This window comes from Devosia sp. Z11_6 (genome assembly GCF_058133665.1).
In genome coordinates, this window is record NZ_JBYUNQ010000007.1 from 107,148 (window position 1) to 129,067 (window position 21,920).

Below are 21,920 nucleotides of genomic sequence, written 5' to 3' on the forward strand. Positions count from 1 at the left end.
TTTTGGGGGGAAGAATGCAAGACACGTCATCGCTTTACGCCGGTCAACAAGGTCGGGGGCGAGACGCTGCTGCGCCCACCGAGATCCCAGCCGCAGGCTGGAAAGACATTCTCTACCGCCTGTTCCGGTCCATCAATAATGATCGGATCCTGCTCACCTCCGCCGGCGTCACCTTTTACATGCTGCTGGCGCTGGTGCCGACGCTAACCTCCGTGGTCGCGATCTATGGCCTGTTCAACAGCACCACCGATGTTGCCAACCAGGTCGATCTGCTGGTGGGGCTGGTGCCCCCGGGCGGGCTCGAAATCATCCGGGACCAGCTGACGCGTCTCACCACGGAAAGCAGCCGCACCCTCAGTTTTACCCTTGTCATCTCCACCGCCATTGCGCTTTGGAGCGCGAGCGCTGGCGTCAAGGCCATGTTCGAGGCAATGAACATTGCTTATCACGAGCAGGAGCGCCGCCCTTTCCTCAAGCTCCAACTGATTGCCCTGTTGTTCACCCTGGGTGGCGCCGTGGCAGCGATCATGGTGCTGGCGACGGTGGTGATCCTGCCCGCCATTATTGCTCTGTTGCCAACCACCGGCGGGTTCGAATGGGTGGTGCGGGTCGCTTCTTATGCCGTGATGCTCCTGGTGGTCTGGCTGAGCATCGCAGCCATTTATCGCTGGGGACCCAGCCGCGAGGAAGCCAAATGGCGCTGGATCACCCCGGGCGCCGTTCTGGCCGTGGTGTTGCTCGGAGCGACCTCCATCGCCTTTTCCTGGTATGTCACCAATTTCAGCGACTACAACCGCACCTATGGCTCGCTTGGCGCCCTGATCGCGCTTTTGACGTGGCTGTGGATCTCGGTGACCCTCGTGATCCTCGGGGCCGAGCTCAACTCGGAAGTGGAGCACCAGACCGCGCGCGACTCCACCACCGGCCCCGAAAAGCCGCTCGGCGAACGCGGTGCCCATATGGCCGACCATGTGGGGCGGGTCTGGCCGTGGGACCGCAAGAAGCTGGAAAAACCACCCAAGCCGCCGGCCGAGCGCCGGCCCCTGCCGTGGAGCAGCCTCGCCTTTTCGGCTCCGGCAGCCTGGCTGCTCGGGCGAGCCCGCAAGCGCGGCAGGAGCTGACCCATATCTAGTGCAAGCCCAACGGGAGCCTGATCCGTGATCCCAACACATGCCGGCCTGCCCGGCAAAGAACCACGGTGAAACGCGATGCCGCGCTTCTTTTTCGATATTCACGACAGCGACGGCTTGTTCCGCGACGATGCCGGGCTGGAACTGGAAAACATGGATGTGGCGGTGGGCATGGCTCGCCGCACCCTGTCCGACATGGTGCGCGATGCCTTTCGCGACCCCCAAACCACCGAGCTTTCCGTGCAGATCCGCGATGGCAGCCAGGGTCCGGTAGTGCTGACCGTCAAGCTCGAAACGCGCGATGAAGCGGAGGATCAATCTAGGTGAGTGACATCAGCCGATTGGGCTCCTCAGACGTTGCTGGCAAAAGAGGATTCCCGATGAACCAAATGGCCGTCCCCGCCCATAAGACCATCCGCCGCGAACAGGAAATGAAGTTCGGCACCCAGATCACCGGATCGGGCGTGCGCTTCCGGCTCTGGGCACCCCAGGCGCAACGCGTCGAGCTCAGGCTGATCGGCGGGAAAACCCTGCCCATGGTGGCGAGCGAGCGCGGCTGGTTCGAGCTCGATGTGCCTGGCGTGGGCCCCGGCACGCGCTACATGTTTGCCATTGACGGCGCGCTCGAAGTGCCCGACCCGGCATCGCGCTACCAGCCCCAGGATGTGGACGGACCCAGCGAAGTGCTCGATCCGCTTTCCTATGAATGGCGCGACCTAGGATGGCGCGGCCGCCCTTGGGAAGAAGCCGTCTTTTACCAGCTCCATATCGGCACCTTCACCGAGCAAGGCACCTTCCGGGCCGCAATCGACAAGCTCGACTATCTGGTGGAGCTGGGCGTGACAGCGATCCAGTTGCTGCCGCTGGCCGAATTCAAGGGCGATTGGAACTGGGGCTATGACGGGGCGATGCTGTTCGCGCCCGATGCCAGCTATGGCCACCCCGATGACCTCAAGGCCCTGGTGGATGCCGCCCATGAACGCGGCCTGATGATGTTTGCCGACGTGATCTACAACCATTTCGGGCCCAAGGGGAATTACCTGCCCGCCTATGCCCCGGTGATGACCGAAAAGCACAAGACCCCCTGGGGCGCCGCCCTCAACTATGACGATGAAGGCGCCCATACCGTGCGCGACATCGTGTTTGCCAATGCCCGGTTCTGGATCAACGAATATCGCTTTGACGGACTGCGCTTCGATGCGGTGCATGCCATCCAGGATACCGGCCCCAAGCATATGCTGCAGGACCTGGCCGAGCAGACCCGGGCCGCAACCGATGGGCGCTATATCCATCTGGTGCAGGAGAATTCCAAGAACCAGGCCGGCTGGTTCAAGCGCGGCTGGCATGGCGGGCCATGGCTTTACGATGCGCAATGGAATGACGACGTGCATCATTGCCTCCATGTCGCGGCGACAGGCGAAAAGTTCTGGTATTACGAAAATTATGAAGGGCGCACTGACCTCTTGGGCCGCTCGCTCGCGGAAGGCTATGCCTATCAGGGCGAGATAACTCCGCATGAAGGCGAGCCCAAGGGCGAGCCCAGCGCCTTTCTGCCCAGCACCGCTTTTGTCGCCTTTATCCAGAACCATGACCAGATCGGCAATCGCCCCTTTGGCGAGCGAATTGGTCAATTGGTGCCGGCAGCGGTGACGCGGGTGCTGGCCACGATCTATCTGTTGTCGCCCCAGATCCCGATGGTGTTCATGGGCGAGGAATGGGACAGCAAGCGCCCCTTCCTGTTCTTTACCGATGTGGGCGAGGATCTGGCCGAGGCCATCCGCAAGGGCCGCCGCGAAGAAATGCGCCACATGATCGGGGACAGCGAGCCCGACCGACTGCCGCCCGACCCGATGGCCGAGGCAACGTTCCGGGCCTGCAAGCTGGACTGGGAAGAGACCGACGAGGCCGGGCCCACCAGCCATTTGTCGCTTTATCGAACCCTGCTGGCGTTGCGGCGCGAGGAAATCGTGCCCCGGCTTCGCGGCATGCAAGGCTATGCCGGGCGCTACCAAATCCTGGGCGACAAGGCGGTGCGCGTGAGTTGGACCCTGGGCGATGGCTCGACGCTGGTGTTGAGCGCCAATCTAGGCTCCGAGCCCGTCAGCGGGGTCGATCTCTCCCATTCCCATCTCTGGGTCGAGGGCACTGTGAGTGGCGATACGCTCCAGCCCTGGAGTGCCGTTTATGACCTGCACCTCGCCCCCGCGCAGGGAACAACTGGGGTCCAGGACAGTTAAATCGGCACAAGAACCGGAGGCTTGAACAGTGCAACTTCACGTTTATCGTCTGGTGCCGGTGGCAAGGGCAGGCGACCCCAATTGGGGTCGCGCCGTCCCCCAGGGCGAAGTTGTGGTGCGGGCGCGCTCCTCGGGCGATGCCCGGGTGGTGGCCTCGCATGCGGAGGCGGCAGCGATTACCCTGCGCGAGCCATTGGCGACCACCCAGGTGGAAGCCAGCGCGCTACGCGACCCAAAACTTTACCATGTGGTGCAGGATGATAGCGGGCTTTACCCGAGCGAGGGGCCGCGCACGGTGCTCAAGGCGATGTTCCAGGTGCCCGACGACTATATCGTGAGTTCAGACTAGGGGCTCACCCCTAGTCACTGCCCACATCGGCTTCGCCACCCTGCGGATCGGGCAATGAGCCGGTGCCGGGGGTTTTTTCGTTGTCGATCAGGTCTGGGCGCGCATGCGGGCCGGCGGGCGGCATGGTGGAGGGCGCATCCTTGCCCGGCTTGTGGTCGGGCTCGTCAGGCTTGGCGTCCGGGTGCTGGCGCATGGACTTAACTCCTTGTTGCCGAGGGAGAACGCGGCGTCCGAACGCCTGTTCCCTGCGCAGGGACGGGCTGCGTTATTGCCGGTTTGAAGACCTGGGCGCTCGGTGCTAGGGGTTCGCCGCGCCACTACAGCCAAAGGACGCGGATGTGAGCTCGACCGACGACATGGGCAAGGCCCCAACCCCGCTCAAGCGGCCCACCCGGCTGGGGGACGAGGTTTACAACGCCATTTACGGGCAGCTGATGTCGCGCCAGATTCCGCCAGGCGGGCGGGTATCGGTTGACCGAATGGCGCGTGAACTGGGCGTGTCGCAAACCCCGATCCGCGAGGCACTATCGCGGCTCGAGGCGCAGGGGCTGGTGGTCAAGACCCATCTCGTAGGCTACAGCGCCGCCGAGCAGCTCGATCGTGCCCGGCTCGAGCAGCTGTATGAATTGCGCTTGTTGCTCGAACCGTTCGCCGCGGGACGCGCGGCCAAGGCGATGAGCGCGGAAGCGCGGGCCGGATTGAACAAGCTGGCCGAGGAGATGCGCGAAACCGAACAGGATCCGCCGGCGGAGGCTTATCGGCGCTTTGCACGGCTCGACAGCGATTTCCACGATGCCATTGCCCAGGGCAGCGGCAATGAGCTGGTGCATGAAACGCTGACCAATCTGCACACCCATGTGCATCTGTTCCGCTTGTTCTACCATGCACGCGCCACCAGCGACGCGCTCGAGGAGCACCAGGGGATCATCGATGCGCTGACGGCGGGCGATGCCAAGGCCGCGGAAGCGGCGATGCGCCACCATCTGGAGCGCTCGCGCGAGCGCTTCATTGGCGCGTTCGAGCGCTGAGGCGCATGGCTCTCGTGCACCCGATGGCGCACGAGAGCTGAAAAACGGGCCGGCTTAGGCCTTGGCGGCTTCCACCTGGATTTCCACCAGCACGTCGGGAGCAGCAAGGCGCGCTTCCACCGTGGCGCGCACCGGGGTGTGGCCAGCCACGACCCACTTGTCCCACACTGCGTTCATTTCATCGAAGGCCGCAATGTCGCGCAGCCAGATCGTGGCCTTGTAGACCTGTTCCTTGCTGGTGCCGGCATCGGCCAGCAGCGCGTCGATGCGCTCGAGGATCTCGGTGGTCTGCTCGGCGACCGAAGTGCCGCCGCGCTTGTCGGCGGTGATGCCGGCGAGGAAAACCGTATTGCCGTGGATGGCAACCAGGCTCATGCGGGGGCCGACATGCTTGCGTTCGATAGTCATGGCTCTTCCTTGTTGTTCTTGGGCGCCGCGCGGAGCGGCACGCAGCCTTTCTAGGCTGGCGGGCCGCAAGGAGCTAGCCCGCCCTGGCGCTATTGTGCCGCCGGCATTGCCTGCCGGCGCGACAACCAGGCCTGCATCTCGGCAATTTCGGTCTGCTGGGCGGTGATGATCTCCTTGGCAATCATCTTGACGAAGGGATCGCTGCCATAGGTCTGAGCAACCTGCGCCATTTCGATCGCGCCCTGGTGGTGGGGGATCATGCCGCACACAAAGGCCACCTCGAAATCGGGCGCGGTCATGCCCGCCATCATGTCGGAATGCATGGGCTCCATGGTTTGGTAAAGTGCGGCATGGGCCTCGTCGGCGGCTTGCGCCATCATGTCGAGATGGGCCTGCATAGAGGTTCCGCCATGATCGGCACCGCTCGTGCCGCAGATCGCGGGCAGCGGCAGCGTGGCCACGGAACTGGCCGCTGGATTGCGAACTACCAGCGCCCCTATGAAAGCCACAAACAGCAGCGCTGCGGCGCTCCATTTCAACCAGTCCATTGCCCAAACCCCGTTGTTGATGTGCCAGAGCCTTGTGTCACGTGTGAGCCGGGTGGGGGTTGATCCAGATCAAAGCAAACAAGACGCTAATTGCTATGGTCCGCGCGGCTGCAGGGGCAGCGGGATTGATGGAGCTGAAAGTGAATAGCTTGTTTGCGGGCATTGCCTGTCCGAGCCGTCCGAAGTGGAAGGGAGCCCACAGGGCTGGCCTCGTTTCCCTCGCGCTTGGAGCCCTCGGAACCCTGGGAGCGGTCACTCCCGCCCAGGCGCATGTGAAATGGTTCGCGCCCTATGTCGTGGGCGCTTCGCCCGCACCCATCACCAATACGCTGGGCAATGGCTGGTTCTGGATGGGCATCGTGCTGGTGCTGGTGTTTTTCGCCGCCACCGTGCTGCTGGAAAAAAGCCCGGCCGGCGCGGGCGTTTCGGCGGGGCTTGACCGCTTCAGCCATCCGCTCTGGAGCCGGGCCGACGATTTCATGCGGGCCGTGATCGGGGCGTTCTTTGTGGCCATCTTTGCCGTGGGCGGGGTGTATCTCACGCCCGACCTGCAAACCCCCAATGAATGGGTGTCGTGGCTGCAGCTGCTGATCGGCCTGCTGGTGTTTTCGCGCCGCACCATGCCAGTGGCCGCGGCCGGCATTATCGGGCTCTGGGTCATCGCACTGCGCGATTACGACTTCTTCCACCTGCTCGATTATCTGGCGCTGGGCGTCGGGGTGGCCGGCTATCTCGCCTTGGCGGCGGATCCCGAGGGCAAGTGGTACAAGCACCGGTTTGCCGTGCTGCGCTGGGGTGTGGCCATCGCCCTGATGTGGTCGAGCCTTGAGAAATTCGCCTATGCCGAATGGTTCTATCCGCTGGTTGAGGAACGCCCATTCCTGACCTTCGGGCTGCCCCGCGACACCTTTATACCGATGGCTGGGGTGGCTGAGTTCACCATGGGCTTTGGGCTCTTGTGGACGCCGCTGGTGCGGCGCCTGTCGGCGGTTGCCCTGCTCGTGATCTTCACCGCAGCGGTGTATCCCTTTGGCCGGATCGACCTTGTTGGCCATGCGCTGATCATGGGCACGCTGTTCCTGATTGCCGCCGATCCCACGCCTTCGGGCCTGCCCATCCGGGAGCGCCTGCCCGCCATTGGCAGCATTCCCGCCGGGCTGCTGGCCGCCATGGTGGTGATTGCCGGCTCTTATTGGGGCTTGCACGGGATGCTTTATGGCAATGACGCCCCGCAGGCGGCCCCGGTCGCGGCTGATGGGCAATTGCTGACCCACCTGCCCAATCCCGAGCATCCCCATGGCATGGTTGCTCCGGCAGCACCCCAGCCCTGAGCGACGCCGAGCCAGCTGGAACTGATACGACAGCCACCCGCCCCAACAGGCGGGTGGCGCTTGTTTGCAGCTAGCTGGTTCAGCGCGCTGGTAGTTCGACTACCCGCTCGATCCCGATATTGCGCAGGAACTCGCGATCATGGCTGACCACGAGGAGGGCGCCGTCATAGGCGCGCAGGCCCGCTTCGAGCGCCTCGATGCTGTCCATATCGAGGTGATTGGTGGGCTCGTCGAGGAGCAGCAGTTCGGGCGGCGCGGAGCCCCCGATCACGGCGGCAAGGCCGGCCCGCAGCATTTCCCCGCCGCTCAGGGTGCCCACGCGTTGCAGCCCCGCTTCGGCCCGGAACATGAAGCGGGCCAGCGCCGCGCGGCAGGTGTTCTCATCGGCATCGGGGTTGAGGAGGCGGAAATTGTCGCGAATGGAAAGGGCCGGGTCGAGCAGGCCAACGGTTTGATCGAGGAGAGCATAGCGGCCAAGAATGCGCGCCGATCCTGATTGCGGCGCGAGATCACCGGTCAGGAGGCGCAGCAGCGTGGTCTTGCCTGAGCCATTGGGGCCGGCAATCGCAACCCGCTCGGGCCCGATCATGGTCAAACATAGCCCGGTGAGCAGCGGCTCCCCGGGCGCCGGGCCACCCGAGAGATTGTCGCACTGCACGATGGTCTTGCCGGCGGGCACGCCGCTGGGCGCGAGCTTGACCGCAAGCGGGGTCAGCACCTCGACGCGCGCCCGCGCTTCCTCAAGGCTCTGGGCGGCAGCGCCGCGCAGGCGATCGGCGAGCTGGCTTTGGCGCGCGCCGGTTTGTTGCGCATTGTCCTTTCTGGCGCCGAGCAGAACTTTGGGCATGTCGTTGCGGGCGCGGGCCCGCTTGCCGGCGCTGTCGCTCCGTTGCTGCCGTTCGGCTGTTTGTTGCACTCGCCGGTCGATCTCGCCGATCTGGCGCTGGGCCGTGGCCAGCTCGTGCCGGGCGGAAGCCAGCTCGATGGCCTTGCGCTCGCGGTAATGCCCCCAGTTGCCGCCATAGCTGGTGGCACCGAGACTGGTCAGCTCGACAATGGCATCGACGTGCTCGAGCAGGTCACGATCATGGCTGACGATGATGGCGCCGCCGCGCCAATGGGCAAGCAGGTCCAGCACGGCCTCGCGCCCTTGCGCATCGAGATTGTTGGTGGGCTCATCGAGCAAGATGAAGTCGGGCTCGAGGAGGATCAGCCCGGCGAGGAGGACGCGGCTGCGTTGCCCGCCACTGAGGCTCGCCAGCGGCCGCCCTGGCTCAAGGGGCGGCAGCTTCATGCGGGCGAGCGCGGCGGCGGAGCGCTCGGGGAGCGTCCAATCCGCTTCCCCCGCGTCTTCGATGCTGCCGGTGCCGGCTTCAAGACGCTGCAGGCGCTCCAAAACGGTGGCAATGCCCATGGCCTGCGCCACCGAGCCGCTGCCGAGCTGGGTCAGCTGCTGCATCCAGCCTAGCGTGCCGCCAACACTGATCCCGCCTGCGCCCGGCGTAAGCTCGCCGGCAATCAGCTTGAGCAGCGTTGACTTGCCCGTGCCGTTGCGGCCGATCAGGCCGGTGCGCTGGGAACCAAAGGTGAGGTCGAGATCGCTGAAAAGCGCTTGCCCGTCAGGATGGGCGTAACACAGGCGCTTGAGGATAATGGCCAAGGGCATGGACAAACTCCGGATGGACAATGCGGGCGGAGCAATTGTTCATCGAGTAATCCATGGGAGCCGTCCGGTCGGTGCTGCGGGTGGCGCTAATGTAGAAATCCCCGCCTGTGTGTCAACCCGCCCTCCCGTCCCCGGCCCACCCACAACAACCGCCAGTTTACCCTGCGCATTTACTTGGCCGTAATTTGGCGCTTGCTATGCAGGTTGCTGGCCTCGTGGCGGAGCGACACGCGGGGGATTGCAACTCCTCACATCCTTGGTTCAACTCCAGGGCGAGGCCTCCAGCATTTCGGCAGGTCCGGGGACGGCTTGGCTGCGACACGTGCGCTCCTCGGCAAGATAGTCTCTGGCAAGTCGGGGACGCGCTCCCCATCTGAGGGGTTTAGCGCGCAGGAGACGCCCATGAAGTGCCCCATCGATAACACCGAACTGGTGATGAGCGAACGCCAGGGGATCGAGATCGATTATTGCCCGCAATGCCGGGGTGTGTGGCTTGATCGCGGTGAACTCGACAAGATCATCGAGCGCGCAGCGCCACAACCCGTGGTGCCAACGCCGCAGCAGCCCTATGACGCGCCGCGCGGCCAGCAGCACCGCTATGGCGATGATGACCGTCGCGAGCAGCAGCAGCGTTATAGCGACGATGACCGCGGCTACCGCCCCAAGAAAAAGCGCGAGGGCTTTTTAGGCGAGATCTTTGATTTCTGAGGCCGCGGCAAGGCGCTAGTCCGCCAGCCGCCAGATCGGACGGGTGAACCGGGGCGACGAGCCCCGGGTGGGGCGGTCAGCTCGCCAGGCGTTCGGCGTCCAGGGTGATGGTCACGATGATGCCTTCCTCGGACCAGTCGATATGAATAGCGCCGCCAAGCTGGCCCGCAACACTGCGCCGGATCAGCTGGCTGCCATAGCCTTCGCGGCTGGGCGGGCTGACGGGTGGGCCGCCGCGCTCGGTCCAGGCAAGGGTGACTTCCTTGTCAGTGGAGCTGCCCGAAATGTCGAGCATGCCGGCTTCAACCGAAAGGGCGCCGTATTTGAGGGAATTGGTGGCCAGCTCATGCACCACCAGCGCCAGGGTGGTGGCGGATTGTTCGCCGATGCCCATGCGCGGCACCGCCACGCGAATGCGCCCGCTAAAGGCGCCGGAATCGTCATAGGGCGCCAGCAGCACCGCGATCAGATCGCCCAGCAGGGCAGCCCGGCCCTGGTTGCCCGGCAGCGGGCGAACCACGTCATGGGCGCGCCCGAGCGCAGACAAGCGTTGGGTGAGCTCGCGCGCCATATCGGCGACGGTGGTGGTGGAGCGCGAGGTCAGATGCGTAAGCCCCGCCGCAATGGCAAGCAGGTTCTTGACCCGGTGGCTCATCTCGCCGGCCAGCAACTCATGGCCCTCCTCGGCCTGCTTGCGCCCGGTTACATCGAGAAACACACCCGACATGAAGTCGCCATGCATGCCTTCGTCATTGCCGAGGCCACGGGCCGAGACCCAGCGGATCTCCTAGCCCAGCAAGATGCGGAAGTCGATTTCATAGGCGCCGACCATCGCCCTTGTCGCGGTGAAGGCGGCGCGGACGCGATCGCGATCTGCCGGATGGATGCGCGAGGACAGATCCTCAAAGCTCACCTTGCTGGTGGGCGGCAGCCCCCACAGGACAAAGGCTTGCTCATCCATGGCGAAGGCGTCGCTGGTGACATTCCAGGACCACAAAGCGACGCCCGCGGCATGCAGGGCACGTTTGAGGTTGTTCACCTCCCAAAGGGGGTGGCTGTGGTCGCTAAATGGCATGTCGCCTCCGTTCCCATCGGTTTGATCAGATTGCACCTGCCCGCGCCAGCTTTGTGGCGGGCAAGTGCCGCTGAAGTTCCCTTATTGTGCGGTATTGTCACGCAGGGGCAACCATTGCGGTCCCCGAGGGTTGAACCTAAAGCCCGTAGTGCACGCATTCGTGTCGCTTCCGGCAGGAACACTCCCCATGCAGCATTATCCAGCTGACGACCAGGTGGTCTCGCAGATCGAGACCGTTCGTACTGCCTTGCCGGAATGGGTCATCAGCACCGTCGAACTGGTTGAGCTGGCCGAAAATGCCGAGCGAGCCGCGGTGCAGACCAATCCCGAAACCGCGGAGCGCGCGCGCAAGCTGATCGTCGAAGTTGCCGAATGGCAGCAGAAGCTGAGCGAATGGCAGGGGCTGAACCTGTCGCCGCGTTTGAAGGCTGAACTGCGCATTCTCAAGGCAACGCTGGACGCCTCCATGGACGAGGCCAATGCCGCAGCGGCCGAACTGCACCTGCTGAACTAGCGCCCACGCCGTTGCCTTACCAAGCTGTCTGCATCGTAATCTGGATTGCCGAACCTTAACTGGCGAGCCAGGCCCAGCAGGAATCTACTTCTCCACCACCCTATGCTGGAGACAGGAAATGCAGCGCAGAGAGGCGATGAAGCTTGGGCTTGGAGCCGGGCTGGCGGTGAGCATGGCGGCCCTTTCCGGCCGCTCCTGGGCGCAGGAGGGGGATGCGAACCTGCAGTTCGATCCCGAGGCGTTCACCGAGCTGACGACCACGATCACCACCGCCGCGGGCGACCGCGAGGTGGTGTACCATTTCTACAAGGCCATTCCCTATGTGGCCCGGCCCGTGGACGTTACCTATCAATGCCTCAATGTCTCGGTGCCGATCCGCATTGATGGGCAGGCGGTGGATGCGTCCCAGGCGCCGATCCTCTTTGCCAACAGCGTGGGTGGCTACATGCCCTCATCCGTGGCCGATGCCAATGGCATCGATGACAGCCCGCCCATGGGCCTGCCTCCCGGCGCGGCACCAGGCGGCATTCCGGGTGGTACTCCCGGCGGCGCGCAGCTGGAAAGCGGGGGCAACGCCATGCTCGACCGCGGCCAGCGCGTCAGCAATGCCAAGCTGGCGCTGGCGGCAGGTTATGTCGTGGTCGAGCCCGGCGCCCGGGGGCGCACCCTCACCAACATCGATGGCGTTTATATCGGGGTCGCCCCTGCCCCTATTGTCGATCTCAAGGCTGCAGCCCGCTATATCAGCGCCAATGCCGGCCGGGTGCCGGGCAATACCAAGCTGATGGTGTCCTCGGGCGTCAGTGCCGGCGGGGCGCTTTCCGCGCTGCTCGGCGCTTCGGGCGATAACGCCATTTATGCCGATGCGCTGGCGGAACTGGGGGCCGCCGAGGGGAGCGACGTGATGTTTGCCAGCGGCGCCTGGTGCCCCATCACCGATCTCGAACATGCCGATATGGCCTATGAGTGGAACTGGGGTCAAAATCCCCTGCCCTCGGGGTCGCTGGTGGATGGCCAACTCTCGAGCGCGCTGGCTGGCCTGTTCGAAGGCTATCAGGCCTCGCTGGGGCTCACGGGCCTAGGGGATTTCGGCCCCCTCACCACGCGGACTTATGGCGATTATCTCGTGCAGACTTATCTCGCACCGGCCGCCACGGCTTATCTGGCCGGTCTCTCGCCTACGGACCGGGAAAGCTATCTCAACGAAAATCCCAACATCGCCTGGTCAGGCGGCAAGGCTGATTTCACCTGGGAAGAGTTCCTCGAGCATGTCGGCGCCCGCCGCAAGGGCGTGCCGGCCTTTGACGCGCTCGATCTCTCCACCCCCGAAAACAACCTGTTCGGGATCGATCAAACCGAGGCGCGCCACTTCACCGCCTTTAGCCTGCGCCAGGCCATGGGTGACCCCAATGCCGAACTGGCGCTCGATATGCCGGGCAAGGTCGTCCAGATGAACCCGATGCCGTTTTTGCGCGAAGCCAATCCAACGCGAGCCAAGTTCTGGTGGTACCGCGTGGGCGCCAAGGATACCGACACCGCCCTTACTGTGGTCGGCAATCTCACTGCCGCCGCGCAAAAGCTGGGCGATGATGTCGATACCGCGTTTTACTGGGATGCCGGGCATGGCGCCAATGAGGACGCCGACGCCTTTATCGACTGGATCGGGGTGATCACCGGCTATCCCCCGTTCAGCCCGCCAGCCAAGCCGCCCGGCGGGGGCACCCAGGCTTCGGCAATCGGCGTGGCCTAGGCCACGTCGAGAGCGGAAAACAGCTCCACTTCGGAGTCGTAGTTGGCCAGCTCGGAAGCGGCGGTTTCGAGCAGCGACAGCCGGTGCAGCGCCGCGCGGTGCGCACCGAGCTTGGTCTTGATCTGCTCGTTGAGCCGATCCACAAACAGATTGACCGCCCCGTCGCGCCGCTTGATGCGCGAGCGCAGGTCTTCGAGCGCCTTGATCTCGGCGTCGGCGCTTTTGCGCTTCTGCTCGGCTTCCCCCATCTGCGCCTTGACCACCGAGGTCATCTGCTCGATGAAATCCACCCGGTTGAGCGGCAGCGCCAGCCCGAGCGCGGTGCTGACGGCCGAATCAAACATATCGGCCAGGATCACCACCACTTCCTGGCGGTAATCGCGCACACCGGCTTCATCGATCTCGCCGGTTTCGTCGAACAGGCGCTTGGCCACAGGATTGGACAAGATGCCAAAGGCCTGCACCACGGCGATGAAATGGGCAGCATCGCCACCCCGATCGGGATGGGCGACGCGCACGCTTTGCCGGTAAGCAGCCTTGATCGCCTTGGCGTCGGCCGCGCGGGGTACGCCCAGGGTGGCGTATGGATCCGTAAGTTTCATGGAGCCAAGAATACCAGACTGTGCCCACCCGCAGCAATCCATGCGGCGCGCTGCGGCACCTTGCCCTGCGGCCAGCTCAGAGCTGGGCCTGGGCCACCGCCACCAGCGGCGAGCGGGCGCGCGCCAGATGCTGGCCGGCGGGCGCGGCGCCAGTGGGCTCGCCATCGGCCATCACCACCACCCCGCGCAACATGGACAGCACCGGCCAGCCATTGATGTGCAGACCCTCATAGGGCGTGTAATCGGCGCCATGATGCAACCGCTCCTGCTCGATGGGCGCGCTCTTGGTCTGGTCCCAGATGACGATATCGGCGTCCGAGCCCACGGCGATCACGCCCTTTTGGGGGTAAAGCCCATAGAGCTTGGCATGGTTGGTGGAACTCAGCGCCACAAAGCGCTCGAGATCGATCCGCCCTTTGGCGACGCCTTCGGAAAAAAGGATCGGCAGCCGCGTTTCCACGCCCGGAATGCCGTTGGGAATATAGCGAAAGCTCTGCTGGCCGGCAGCGCTCAGCTTGCCATTGGGATCGTCATAGCGGAACGGGCAGTGATCGGACGAGAAGATGTCGAACACCCCGGTCTCGATGCCTTCCCAGCAATCGGCCTGGCTCTGGGTATCGCGCGGCGGCGGCGAGCAGACGAATTTGGCGCCTTCCCAATCGTCGAGATCGAGATCGTCGGCGGTCAGAACCAGATATTGCGGGCAGGTTTCGCCCACCACCGCCCGGCCCCGCTCCTTGGCGGCGCGGATTTCGCGCATCGCCGGGCCATTGGAGACATGGACGATGACCACGGGCACATCCACCACTTCGGCCAGAGAGATAGCGCGGTGGGTGGCTTCGCGCTCCACCACCTGCGGGCGGGTGGTGGCGTGGTATTTGGGCTCGAACTTGGCCTGCGCCTCGTGCTTGCCGATGAGGTAGCGGATCGCATCCTCGTTTTCGCAGTGCACCATCATCAGCGCGCCGGTTTCGCGCGCGCAATCCATGGTGGCGAGCACTTCGTCGTCATAAAGGCGCATGCCTTCATAGGTCAAAAACACCTTGAACGAAGTATAGCCCTCTTCCACCAGCGCCGGCAGTTCCTGGCCCAGTACATTGGGCGTGGGGTCGGTGATGATGAGGTGAAAGCTCACATCGGCGTGGCAATTGCCCTCGGCCTGCGCATGATAATCCTTGAGCACTTCGCGCAAGGACTGGCCCTTTTGCTGCAGGCAGAAGGGCAGCACCGTCGTTGTGCCCCCGCACACAGCCGACAGCGTGCCGCTGGCAAAATCATCGGCCATGACCGAGCCATCGCCCGAGGGCTGGGCAATATGGACATGGCTATCGATACCGCCGGGCACGACGATCTTGCCGGTGGCATCGATCTGCTTGCTCGCGGTACCCAGACCGGTGCCGAGCGCCGCGATCACCCCGTCGCGAATGCCGATATCGCAGCGCTGCTGCCCATCGGCGTTCACCACGAGGCCGCCATGAATGATCAGGTCGAAATGGGTCATGTCGGTTTCTTTCGGCGCAGTTAGCTCGAGGGATCGGGGGTCGGCAAAGTCGTGAGCATGATGCCCGCCGCGGCCGCGGTATTGCGGATATGGCGCTGCATCAGGCCCGCGGCTCGGTTGCCGTCATGGCGCGCCAGCGCATCGACAAGGGCAAAGTGCTCATTGGCGGATTCGGCAAATCGCTGCGGGCGCGTGGCCGGGAGCGGGTAGCTGCGAGTAGCGGCAAATTCGTCGGCCGCGCTCATGCACATGTCGAGCAGCAATTTATTGGGGCACGCCGCCCAGATCGCATGGTGAAAATCGCGGTCATGGTCGACCACGCCTACCAGGTCATTGCGGTCCCAGGCGGCGCACATCAGCGTCGTATGCTCATTGAGCTGGGCGATGGTGGCTTGGGTAATCTCGGGCGCCACCAGATTGACCACGAGGCTCTCGAGATACAGCCGGGTCTGATAGATGTCCTGCTTGTCGTGCCGCCCCACCATGCCGCGCGGCGCCAGCTGGCCGCTGCCGCTCGGGGTCGTGCTGGCAATAAAGGTGCCCCGCCCCGGCTCGATGCGCAAAAACCCCAAGGTCTCGAGCATGGAGATGGTTTCGCGCAGGGAGGCGCGCGAAATGCCGAGCTGGCGCGACAGCTCCAGCTGCGAGGGCAGTTGCTGATCGGGCTGCAACTGACCCGTCTGGATCATCTCCTGCAGCTTTTGGGCCGCAGCGCTGGTGACATTTGACCGAGCCATACTCCCCCGAACCTATTGGGCACTCGCTGGTGGATCAACCGTTAGCGCGCGGGTCCAGCCACGTCACCAGCAATGATCACCGAATAAGCACAGATTCAATCTTGCCCAAAAATCGACGCCAAGTTAGACCGGTCAGACCGGCCAGACCAGCATGCGAGTGGGCATGGCCTGCCGTACACTAGTGGATCGTGACTGCAACACATGCCAGCGCCATCGGCGCCTTAGAAGGGGATACACGATGAGATTACAGAGTTTTCTCGCCTCCGCTACACTGCTCGCAACCCTGGCCTTTGGCGGCCTGACCGGAGCCAGCCAGGCGGCTGACCTGACGGTTGGCGCCAATATCGGCAATGTGCCGTGGGAATTTCAGGATGCCTCCGGCACCGTTGTCGGCTTTGAAATCGACCTGATCACCGAAGTCGCCAATCGCCTGGGCAAGACCGTTGCCTTCGAGAATATTCCCTTCAACGGCCTGTTCCCCGCCGTGCAGTCGGGCCGCATCAACATGGCGGTCTCCTCGATCACCATCACCGACAAGCGTCTGGAATCGGTCTCCTTTGCCCAGCCCTATTACGACAGCGACCAGTCCCTGACCGTACTCGCGGCTTCCGGCATCACCGGCACGGCCGACCTCAAGGGCAAGACCATTGGCGTCGATACCGCTTCGACCGGCGATATCTATGCCACCGAGAACACCGAAAAGCTCGGGCTGGCCGGCATCAGCCGCTATGAGGGCCTGACCCCCGCCATGCTCGACCTGCAGGCCGGCCGCATCGATGGCTATGTCAGCGATATTCCGGCGCTGCTTTACTACACCAAGGACAAGCCCGAGTTCAAAGTGGTCGAGCGCATCGTCACCGGCGAAAAATACTCGGTGATGTTCAACAAGGACGATCCGCTGGCCACTGAAGTCAACGCGGTGCTGACCACGCTCAAGGGCGAGGGCTTTATTGCCGAGCTGCACGAAAAATGGTTCGGCGCTGCCCCCGAGGACACCACCTCGACGGTCGCCGTCCTCGACATGCCTACGGCCCCCTGATCGGGCGAGCCCTTCTCAAGCGATGCGGTTCGCGCCGCATCGCCCTTCTTCTTAGCTAGGGTTGCCCGTTGGATATCGTCAAAACCTTCTTCAACTGGTCCGTCTTCGTGGACAGCCTGCCCCTGCTCCTGGCCGGGCTTTGGGTCACGGTGCAGCTGGGCGCCGCCAGCATCATTGCCGGGCTGGTCCTGGGCCTCGGCGTCGCCTTGCTGCGCCTTTATGGCCCGACCATCGTGGGGCTCATTGCCAAGATCTATATCGACATCTTTCGCTCGATCCCGATCCTGGTCCTCTTGATCCTTGTTTATTACGCCCTCCCCTTTGTTGGCATCCGCCTCAGCTCCTTTTGGGCGGCGTGGACGGCGCTGACGCTCGTGTCGGGCGCTTACACCGCCGAGATCTTTCGCGCCGGCATCGAGGCCATTCCCAAGGGCCAGTTCGAAGCCTCCCAGGCGCTCGGGCTCAACTACCGCTACACCATGGTCGACGTGGTGCTGCCCCAGGCCGTGCGCATCGTCATTCCGCCGCTGACCAATAACTGCATCAACGTCATCAAGGACACTGCGCTCGCTTCGGTCGTAGCCATGCCCGACCTCCTCAAACAAGCTACCCAGGCGCAGGCGCTCGCCGCCAATCCCACCCCGCTGATCGGCGCGGCGGTCATTTACCTGGCCCTGTTGTGGCCCATGGTCGTGGCCGTGTCCCAGCTCGAAAAGCGTTTCAAGGCAGGAACACGCTGATGGCGCCGTTTATCTCGATCAAGGGCGTCTCGAAGTCCTATGACAAGTTCCTCGCGCTCGACAATGTCAGCCTCGATATCGCGGCGGGCGAGGTCGTCTGCATCATCGGCCCGTCCGGGTCGGGCAAATCCACCCTCGTGCGCTGCGTCAACCTGCTCGAACAGTTCGGGCCCGGCGAGATCAGCGTCGGCGGCGTGCCGGTGCGCGCCGGCAAGGAACTGGCCGCGGTGCGCGCCGATGTGGGCATGGTGTTCCAGTCCTTCAACCTGTTCCCGCATCTGACGGTCAAGCGCAATGTCATGCTGGCCCCGATGCGCACCCGCAAGCTCGATGAAGCCACCGCCAGCGAACGCGCACTGACCCTCCTCAAGCGCGTCGGCATTGCCGAGCAGGCCGACAAATATCCGGGCCAGCTCTCGGGCGGCCAGCAGCAGCGCGTCGCCATCGCCCGGGCCCTCGCCATGGAGCCCAAGGCGCTCCTCTTTGACGAGCCCACTTCCGCGCTCGACCCCGAAATGGTGGGCGAAGTGCTCGATGTGATGCGCGGCCTCGCCCATACCGGGGTCACCATGATCGTCGTCACCCACGAAATGGGCTTTGCCCGCCAGGTCGCCGACCGCGTCATCGTCATGGAAGGCGGGCGCATCATCGAAGCGGGCACCCCGGCCGAAGTGTTCGATCACCCCAAGCAGCAACGCACGCAAGATTTTCTCAAGGCCGTGCTGGCCCACTAACGCCACCCGCCCCAACCAGAGACTTGATAGATGAGCCTAGATCTCGATTTCGTTCGCAACCAGTTTCCGGCCGTGGGCAAGGAATGGGCGTTTTTCGACAATGCCGGCGGATCGCAGATCCTCGGGCGCTCGGTGGAGCGGATCACCGATTTCCTTCTTACCCGCAACGTGCAGACCGGCGGGTCCTATGATGTTTCGATCAAGGCCAAGGAAGCGGTGGAAGCCAGCCGCCGCGCCATTGCGACCTTGGTCAATGCCAGCCGGCCCGAAGAAGTCGTCATGGGCCCCTCGACCACCGTCTTGCTGCAGAACCTGGCCCGCGCCATGGCCAGCCAGCTCAACGCGGGCGACGAGATCATCGTCACCAATGCCGATCACGAGTCCAATATCGGCCCTTGGATGAGCCTCAAGGAACGTGGCGTCGTCATCCGCACCTGGGAGGTCAATCGCGAAACCTTCGAGCTCGAGATCGAAGACCTGCTGCCTCTCTTTGGGCCGCGCACCAAGCTCGTGGCCGTCACCCATGTGTCGAACCTTTTGGGTACGATCAATCCGGTGGCCGAGATTGCCCGCATCACCCATGAGCATGGCGCGCGCATCTGCGTCGATGCCGTCGCCTACGCCCCCCATGGCGCGGTCGATGTCACCGGCTGGGATGTCGACTACTACGCCTTCAGCTTTTACAAGGTGTTCGGACCCCACCACGCCGTGCTCTACGGCAAGTATGAGCATCTGCTCGAGCTCGACGGCCTCTACCATTATTTTTACGGCAAGGACAAAGTCCCCCACAAGCTCGAGCCGGGCAATGTCAATTACGAGCTCTCATGCGGCGCGGCAGGGATCGTCGATTACCTCGTCGAACTCGGTGGCAAGTCGAACAGCACGGGCGATGACCGCGCCAAGGTCGTGGCCGCATTCGGCCAGATCGTCGAGCATGAGCGCATCATCGGCGAGCAATTGCTGAGCTATCTGCGCGAGCGCAACGACACCCGCATCATCGGGCACACCCATGCTGTTGCCGGCAGCCGGGTGCCCACGATCAGCTTTGTGGTGGATGGCAAGGATAGCGGCGAGATCGCCAAAGGGATCGACCCCTACAAGATCGCCGTGCGCTTTGGCGATTTCCACGCCCGCCGGCTGGCCGAATATCTTGATCTCATGGGCAGCAGCGGCGTCGTGCGCGTCTCGATGGCGCATTACAACAGCCCGGCCGAGGTCGACGGCCTGATCAAGGCACTCGACGCCACGCTCTAGATTTTTCCTCGAGGCGAGAACAAGGGGTGGCGAGCACGGGCTTGCCGCCCTTTTTTGCTGGTGAGGGCCGTCTCGGCTATCTCCTTGTCAGCAAAGACAAAGCGTCTTGGGACAAGCCGTGCAAGTTTGTTGACGATAATGATCATGTTTCGTAGAAGCCGCAAACTGGTCACGGAGAGTCAACAATGAAGCGTAATGCGGCAGCCGCCTTCGGACTTGCCATGGCCATGGCATGGAGTCTCGGCGCCGGCTTGACCCTCGCCCAGGACGCAGCACCCGCAAGCCCGCCACCCGCAGCGGCTGCACCAACGACCAGCACCCCCGTAGCACCCGCTGCCCTGCCCTCGGCACCGGCTCCAGCTGTTGATACGGCGGCGCCGCTGCCGCCTCCCGCCAGTGCTCCGGCCGACCTGCTGGCGCCCGAAGAGCCCCAGGCTGGCGTCAATGCCGACCTGCCACATGACCTTTCCCCCTGGGGCATGTTCATGGCTGCCGACTGGGTGGTCAAAGGCGTGATGATCGGCCTGCTCCTGGCGTCCGTCGTCACCTGGACGGTCTGGCTGGCCAAGACCCTTGAACTGGTTGGCGCCAAGGCCCGGCTGCGCCGCAGCCTGCGCGCGGTTCAGGCCTCCACCACGCTGGCCGACGCAGCCACGGCCCTCACCGGCCGGCGCGGCGCCGGCGTGCGCCTCGTGCAGGCTGCCCAGCAGGAAGTAGCGCGCGCCGACCAGGTCATCGATTTTGCCGCCAATAGCGGGATCAAGGAGCGGGTTGCCTCGCGCCTCAACCGCATCGAAATCGGCGCCGGCCGACGCTTGATGCTGGGCACCGGCGTGTTGGCCAGCATCGGTTCGGTGTCGCCCTTTGTGGGCCTCTTCGGCACTGTCTGGGGCATCATGAATTCGTTTATCGGCATTTCGCAGGCGCAATCGAGCAGCCTCGCCGTCGTGGCCCCCGGCATTGCCGAGGCCCTGCTCGCCACCGCCATGGGGCTCGTCGCCGCCATTCCCGCCGTCATTTTTTACAATATCTTCGCCCGCGCCATCACCGGCTATCGCCAGCAGCTGGGCGATGTTTCGGCGGCAGTTGAGCGCCTGGTCAGCAGTGATCTCGACCATCGCTATGTCGCGCGCCATCACCCTGGGGTGCTCCACCCCGCAGCGGCGGAGTAAGCCCGCATGGCCGGCGGTATCCGCGAAAATTCAGGCGACGAGCTCGCCGAAACCCACGAGATCAACGTCACCCCCTTTATCGACGTGATCCTTGTCCTCCTGATCATCTTCATGGTCGCGGCGCCCCTTGCTACCGTCGACATCAATGTCGATCTGCCCGCCTCGAGCGCCGCCCAGGCGCCACGCCCCGACGAGCCGGTCTATGTCACCTTGCGCCAGGATCTGAGCCTCTCGCTGGGCAACGACCCCGTTGGGCGCGAAACGCTCGGCACCGCGCTCGACACGCTGACGCAGAGCGATCGGGAAACCCGCATTTTCCTGCGCGCCGACCAGAGCGTCGATTATGGCGAGCTCATGGGCCTGATGAACCTGCTGCGCGCCGCCGGCTATCTCAAGATCGCGCTGGTCGGGCTCGAAACCGCCCCGCCGGTCGCTGCCGCCGCGCCCGCGCCATGACCGCAGCCGCCGGTTCCACCCCCATCGATGATGACGGCCGCGCCGGTTGGCGCGGCGTCCTCCTTTGGGCCGGCGCCTTTTTTGTCGTCCTGGGCACGCAAGGGGCCGGCGCCTATTGGCTCCTCAACCGCCCGCCCGAAGATTTTGCGCTCGCGGGCAACGCGCCCGAGGCCATCATGCTCGAACTGGCGCCGCTCCCGGCCCCGCCCGAAACCGCACCGGCCGAACTCCCGTCCCAAGAGCCCGATCTCGCCCCCACGCCAGAGCCGGTCGAGGAAGCGGTCGAGCCACCGCCGCCCGAACCCGAACCGATCATCGAGGAACCGCCCCCCGAGCCGGCCATCGAGCCACCGCCTCCTCAGCCCGAGCCAGAGCCAGAGCCGCTGCCCGAACCCGAGCCCGTGGTGGAAGAGATCATCCCCGACTCCGTGGAAACACCCGAGCCCGCCGTGGTGGCGCCGCTGCCGGTGCAGCAATCGGCCCGGCTGCTGGAGCGCCGCCAGCGCCCACGCACCACCACCCCACGCCCTTCCGCGCAGACCGCGCCCGCCCGCACGGCCGCGCCCGCAGCCAGCGCTGCCCCGAAGGCAGCGCCCGCTGCCAGCGCCCAGCCCGCCGCGCGCCCATCGGCACCCAGCGTGTCGCCGGCGCGCTGGCAGTCGCAGCTGGTGAGCTATCTCAACCAGCGCAAGCGCTATCCGCGCGCCGCGCAGAACCGGCGCGAAGAAGGGCTCGTGCAGCTCGAATTTTCCATCGACCCGCGCGGCAATGTGCTGTCGGCCCGCATCGCGCGTTCATCGGGCTATCCCGATCTCGACGAGGCGGTGATGAGCATGATCCAGCGCGCTTCGCCCGTGCCCGCCCCCCCGGCCGAGCTCGCCCAGTCCCGCATGACCCTCACCATCCCCATCCAGTTCGAGCTGTGAGCGCCCGAGCCCGCC

At 64.4% G+C, this 21,920-nt stretch carries 23 protein-coding genes and 1 pseudogene; 16 read left to right on the top strand and 8 right to left on the bottom strand.

Going from position 1 to position 21,920, the window contains the following annotated elements:
• The first annotated feature begins 14 nt into the window (after positions 1–14).
• The 4 genes from AC3YMN_RS17225 (at position 15) to AC3YMN_RS17240 (ending at position 3,716) form a co-directional block, all read left to right on the top strand.
• Positions 15–1,121 carry a YihY/virulence factor BrkB family protein gene (locus AC3YMN_RS17225; RefSeq protein ID WP_172122344.1) on the top strand — a complete coding sequence of 369 codons (1,107 nt, stop codon included), beginning with the start codon at positions 15–17 and terminating at the stop codon, positions 1,119–1,121.
• A gap of 87 nt (positions 1,122–1,208) precedes the next feature.
• Complete coding sequence (locus AC3YMN_RS17230; RefSeq protein ID WP_127751875.1) at positions 1,209–1,457, top strand: DUF6894 family protein; 249 nt, start codon at positions 1,209–1,211, stop codon at positions 1,455–1,457.
• A gap of 53 nt (positions 1,458–1,510) precedes the next feature.
• Positions 1,511–3,367, top strand: coding sequence for a malto-oligosyltrehalose trehalohydrolase (treZ, locus tag AC3YMN_RS17235; protein WP_489890968.1), 1,857 nt, complete (start codon positions 1,511–1,513; stop codon positions 3,365–3,367).
• Between the two features lie 28 nt (positions 3,368–3,395).
• Complete coding sequence (locus tag AC3YMN_RS17240; RefSeq protein WP_489890969.1) at positions 3,396–3,716, top strand: hypothetical protein; 321 nt, start codon at positions 3,396–3,398, stop codon at positions 3,714–3,716.
• 10 nt (positions 3,717–3,726) lie between these two features.
• Here the strand turns inward: AC3YMN_RS17240 and AC3YMN_RS17245 are convergent, their stop codons facing one another.
• On the bottom strand, positions 3,727–3,909 hold the full coding sequence (locus AC3YMN_RS17245) for a hypothetical protein (RefSeq protein WP_489890970.1): 183 nt from the start codon (positions 3,907–3,909) through the stop codon (positions 3,727–3,729).
• Positions 3,910–4,054: 145 nt separating this feature from the next.
• Between AC3YMN_RS17245 and AC3YMN_RS17250 the strand changes: the two genes are divergently transcribed.
• The gene (locus AC3YMN_RS17250) at positions 4,055–4,744 is read left to right on the top strand and encodes a GntR family transcriptional regulator (protein WP_349236667.1); all 690 of its coding nucleotides are present in this window, start codon (positions 4,055–4,057) and stop codon (positions 4,742–4,744) included.
• Positions 4,745–4,798: 54 nt separating this feature from the next.
• On the opposite strand, the gene AC3YMN_RS17255 is transcribed toward AC3YMN_RS17250, so the two are convergent.
• Together AC3YMN_RS17255 and copM are read right to left on the bottom strand one after the other, a co-directional pair.
• A complete protein-coding gene (locus AC3YMN_RS17255) occupies positions 4,799–5,152 on the bottom strand; it encodes a RidA family protein (protein ID WP_172122340.1) in 354 nt (117 codons plus the stop codon).
• Between the two features lie 89 nt (positions 5,153–5,241).
• A complete protein-coding gene (gene copM, locus AC3YMN_RS17260; RefSeq protein ID WP_489890971.1) occupies positions 5,242–5,700 on the bottom strand; it encodes a CopM family metallochaperone in 459 nt (152 codons plus the stop codon).
• 140 nt (positions 5,701–5,840) lie between these two features.
• Between copM and AC3YMN_RS17265 the strand changes: the two genes are divergently transcribed.
• Positions 5,841–7,031, top strand: a complete 1,191-nt coding sequence (locus tag AC3YMN_RS17265; RefSeq protein WP_489890972.1) for a hypothetical protein — start codon at positions 5,841–5,843, stop codon at positions 7,029–7,031.
• Between the two features lie 79 nt (positions 7,032–7,110).
• On the opposite strand, the gene AC3YMN_RS17270 is transcribed toward AC3YMN_RS17265, so the two are convergent.
• Positions 7,111–8,697, bottom strand: coding sequence for an ABC-F family ATP-binding cassette domain-containing protein (locus tag AC3YMN_RS17270; RefSeq protein WP_489890973.1), 1,587 nt, complete (start codon positions 8,695–8,697; stop codon positions 7,111–7,113).
• Between the two features lie 402 nt (positions 8,698–9,099).
• On the opposite strand from AC3YMN_RS17270, the gene AC3YMN_RS17275 reads away from it, so the two are divergent.
• Complete coding sequence (locus AC3YMN_RS17275) at positions 9,100–9,405, top strand: TFIIB-type zinc ribbon-containing protein (protein ID WP_127751870.1); 306 nt, start codon at positions 9,100–9,102, stop codon at positions 9,403–9,405.
• Between the two features lie 76 nt (positions 9,406–9,481).
• On the opposite strand, the pseudogene AC3YMN_RS17280 reads toward AC3YMN_RS17275, so the two are convergent.
• Positions 9,482–10,480: pseudogene (locus AC3YMN_RS17280) on the bottom strand (sensor histidine kinase).
• A gap of 187 nt (positions 10,481–10,667) precedes the next feature.
• On the opposite strand from AC3YMN_RS17280, the gene AC3YMN_RS17285 reads away from it, so the two are divergent.
• On the top strand, positions 10,668–10,994 hold the full coding sequence (locus tag AC3YMN_RS17285; RefSeq protein ID WP_127751868.1) for a hypothetical protein: 327 nt from the start codon (positions 10,668–10,670) through the stop codon (positions 10,992–10,994).
• Positions 10,995–11,112: 118 nt separating this feature from the next.
• Positions 11,113–12,744 (top strand): subtype B tannase, encoded by a 1,632-nt coding sequence (locus AC3YMN_RS17290; RefSeq protein ID WP_489890974.1) that lies wholly within the window; start codon positions 11,113–11,115, stop codon positions 12,742–12,744.
• Here AC3YMN_RS17290 and AC3YMN_RS17295 read toward each other — a convergent pair.
• From AC3YMN_RS17295 to AC3YMN_RS17305, 3 genes are all read right to left on the bottom strand, one after another.
• Positions 12,741–13,346 (bottom strand): DnaJ domain-containing protein, encoded by a 606-nt coding sequence (locus AC3YMN_RS17295; protein ID WP_489890975.1) that lies wholly within the window; start codon positions 13,344–13,346, stop codon positions 12,741–12,743. The genes AC3YMN_RS17290 and AC3YMN_RS17295 overlap by 4 nt on opposite strands.
• 76 nt (positions 13,347–13,422) lie before the next feature.
• Positions 13,423–14,847: a dihydropyrimidinase gene (gene hydA, locus AC3YMN_RS17300; protein ID WP_489890976.1), complete on the bottom strand. Its 1,425-nt coding sequence runs from the start codon at positions 14,845–14,847 to the stop codon at positions 13,423–13,425.
• A 20-nt stretch (positions 14,848–14,867) separates the two neighbouring features.
• Positions 14,868–15,584: a FadR/GntR family transcriptional regulator gene (locus AC3YMN_RS17305; RefSeq protein ID WP_489890977.1), complete on the bottom strand. Its 717-nt coding sequence runs from the start codon at positions 15,582–15,584 to the stop codon at positions 14,868–14,870.
• Positions 15,585–15,822: 238 nt separating this feature from the next.
• Between AC3YMN_RS17305 and AC3YMN_RS17310 the strand changes: the two genes are divergently transcribed.
• From AC3YMN_RS17310 to AC3YMN_RS17340, 7 genes are all read left to right on the top strand, one after another.
• Positions 15,823–16,623, top strand: coding sequence for a transporter substrate-binding domain-containing protein (locus AC3YMN_RS17310; protein ID WP_489890978.1), 801 nt, complete (start codon positions 15,823–15,825; stop codon positions 16,621–16,623).
• A gap of 68 nt (positions 16,624–16,691) precedes the next feature.
• On the top strand, positions 16,692–17,363 hold the full coding sequence (locus tag AC3YMN_RS17315) for an amino acid ABC transporter permease (protein ID WP_489890979.1): 672 nt from the start codon (positions 16,692–16,694) through the stop codon (positions 17,361–17,363).
• Complete coding sequence (locus AC3YMN_RS17320; RefSeq protein ID WP_489890980.1) at positions 17,363–18,097, top strand: amino acid ABC transporter ATP-binding protein; 735 nt, start codon at positions 17,363–17,365, stop codon at positions 18,095–18,097. Before AC3YMN_RS17315 ends, AC3YMN_RS17320 begins: the two co-directional genes overlap by 1 nt.
• 30 nt (positions 18,098–18,127) lie before the next feature.
• Complete coding sequence (locus AC3YMN_RS17325; protein ID WP_489890981.1) at positions 18,128–19,351, top strand: cysteine desulfurase-like protein; 1,224 nt, start codon at positions 18,128–18,130, stop codon at positions 19,349–19,351.
• Between the two features lie 185 nt (positions 19,352–19,536).
• A complete protein-coding gene (exbB, locus tag AC3YMN_RS17330; RefSeq protein WP_489890982.1) occupies positions 19,537–20,523 on the top strand; it encodes a tonB-system energizer ExbB in 987 nt (328 codons plus the stop codon).
• A gap of 6 nt (positions 20,524–20,529) precedes the next feature.
• On the top strand, positions 20,530–20,979 hold the full coding sequence (gene exbD / locus AC3YMN_RS17335; RefSeq protein ID WP_127751860.1) for a TonB system transport protein ExbD: 450 nt from the start codon (positions 20,530–20,532) through the stop codon (positions 20,977–20,979).
• Complete coding sequence (locus AC3YMN_RS17340) at positions 20,976–21,905, top strand: energy transducer TonB family protein (protein WP_489890983.1); 930 nt, start codon at positions 20,976–20,978, stop codon at positions 21,903–21,905. Before exbD ends, AC3YMN_RS17340 begins: the two co-directional genes overlap by 4 nt.
• Positions 21,906–21,920 lie beyond the last annotated feature (15 nt).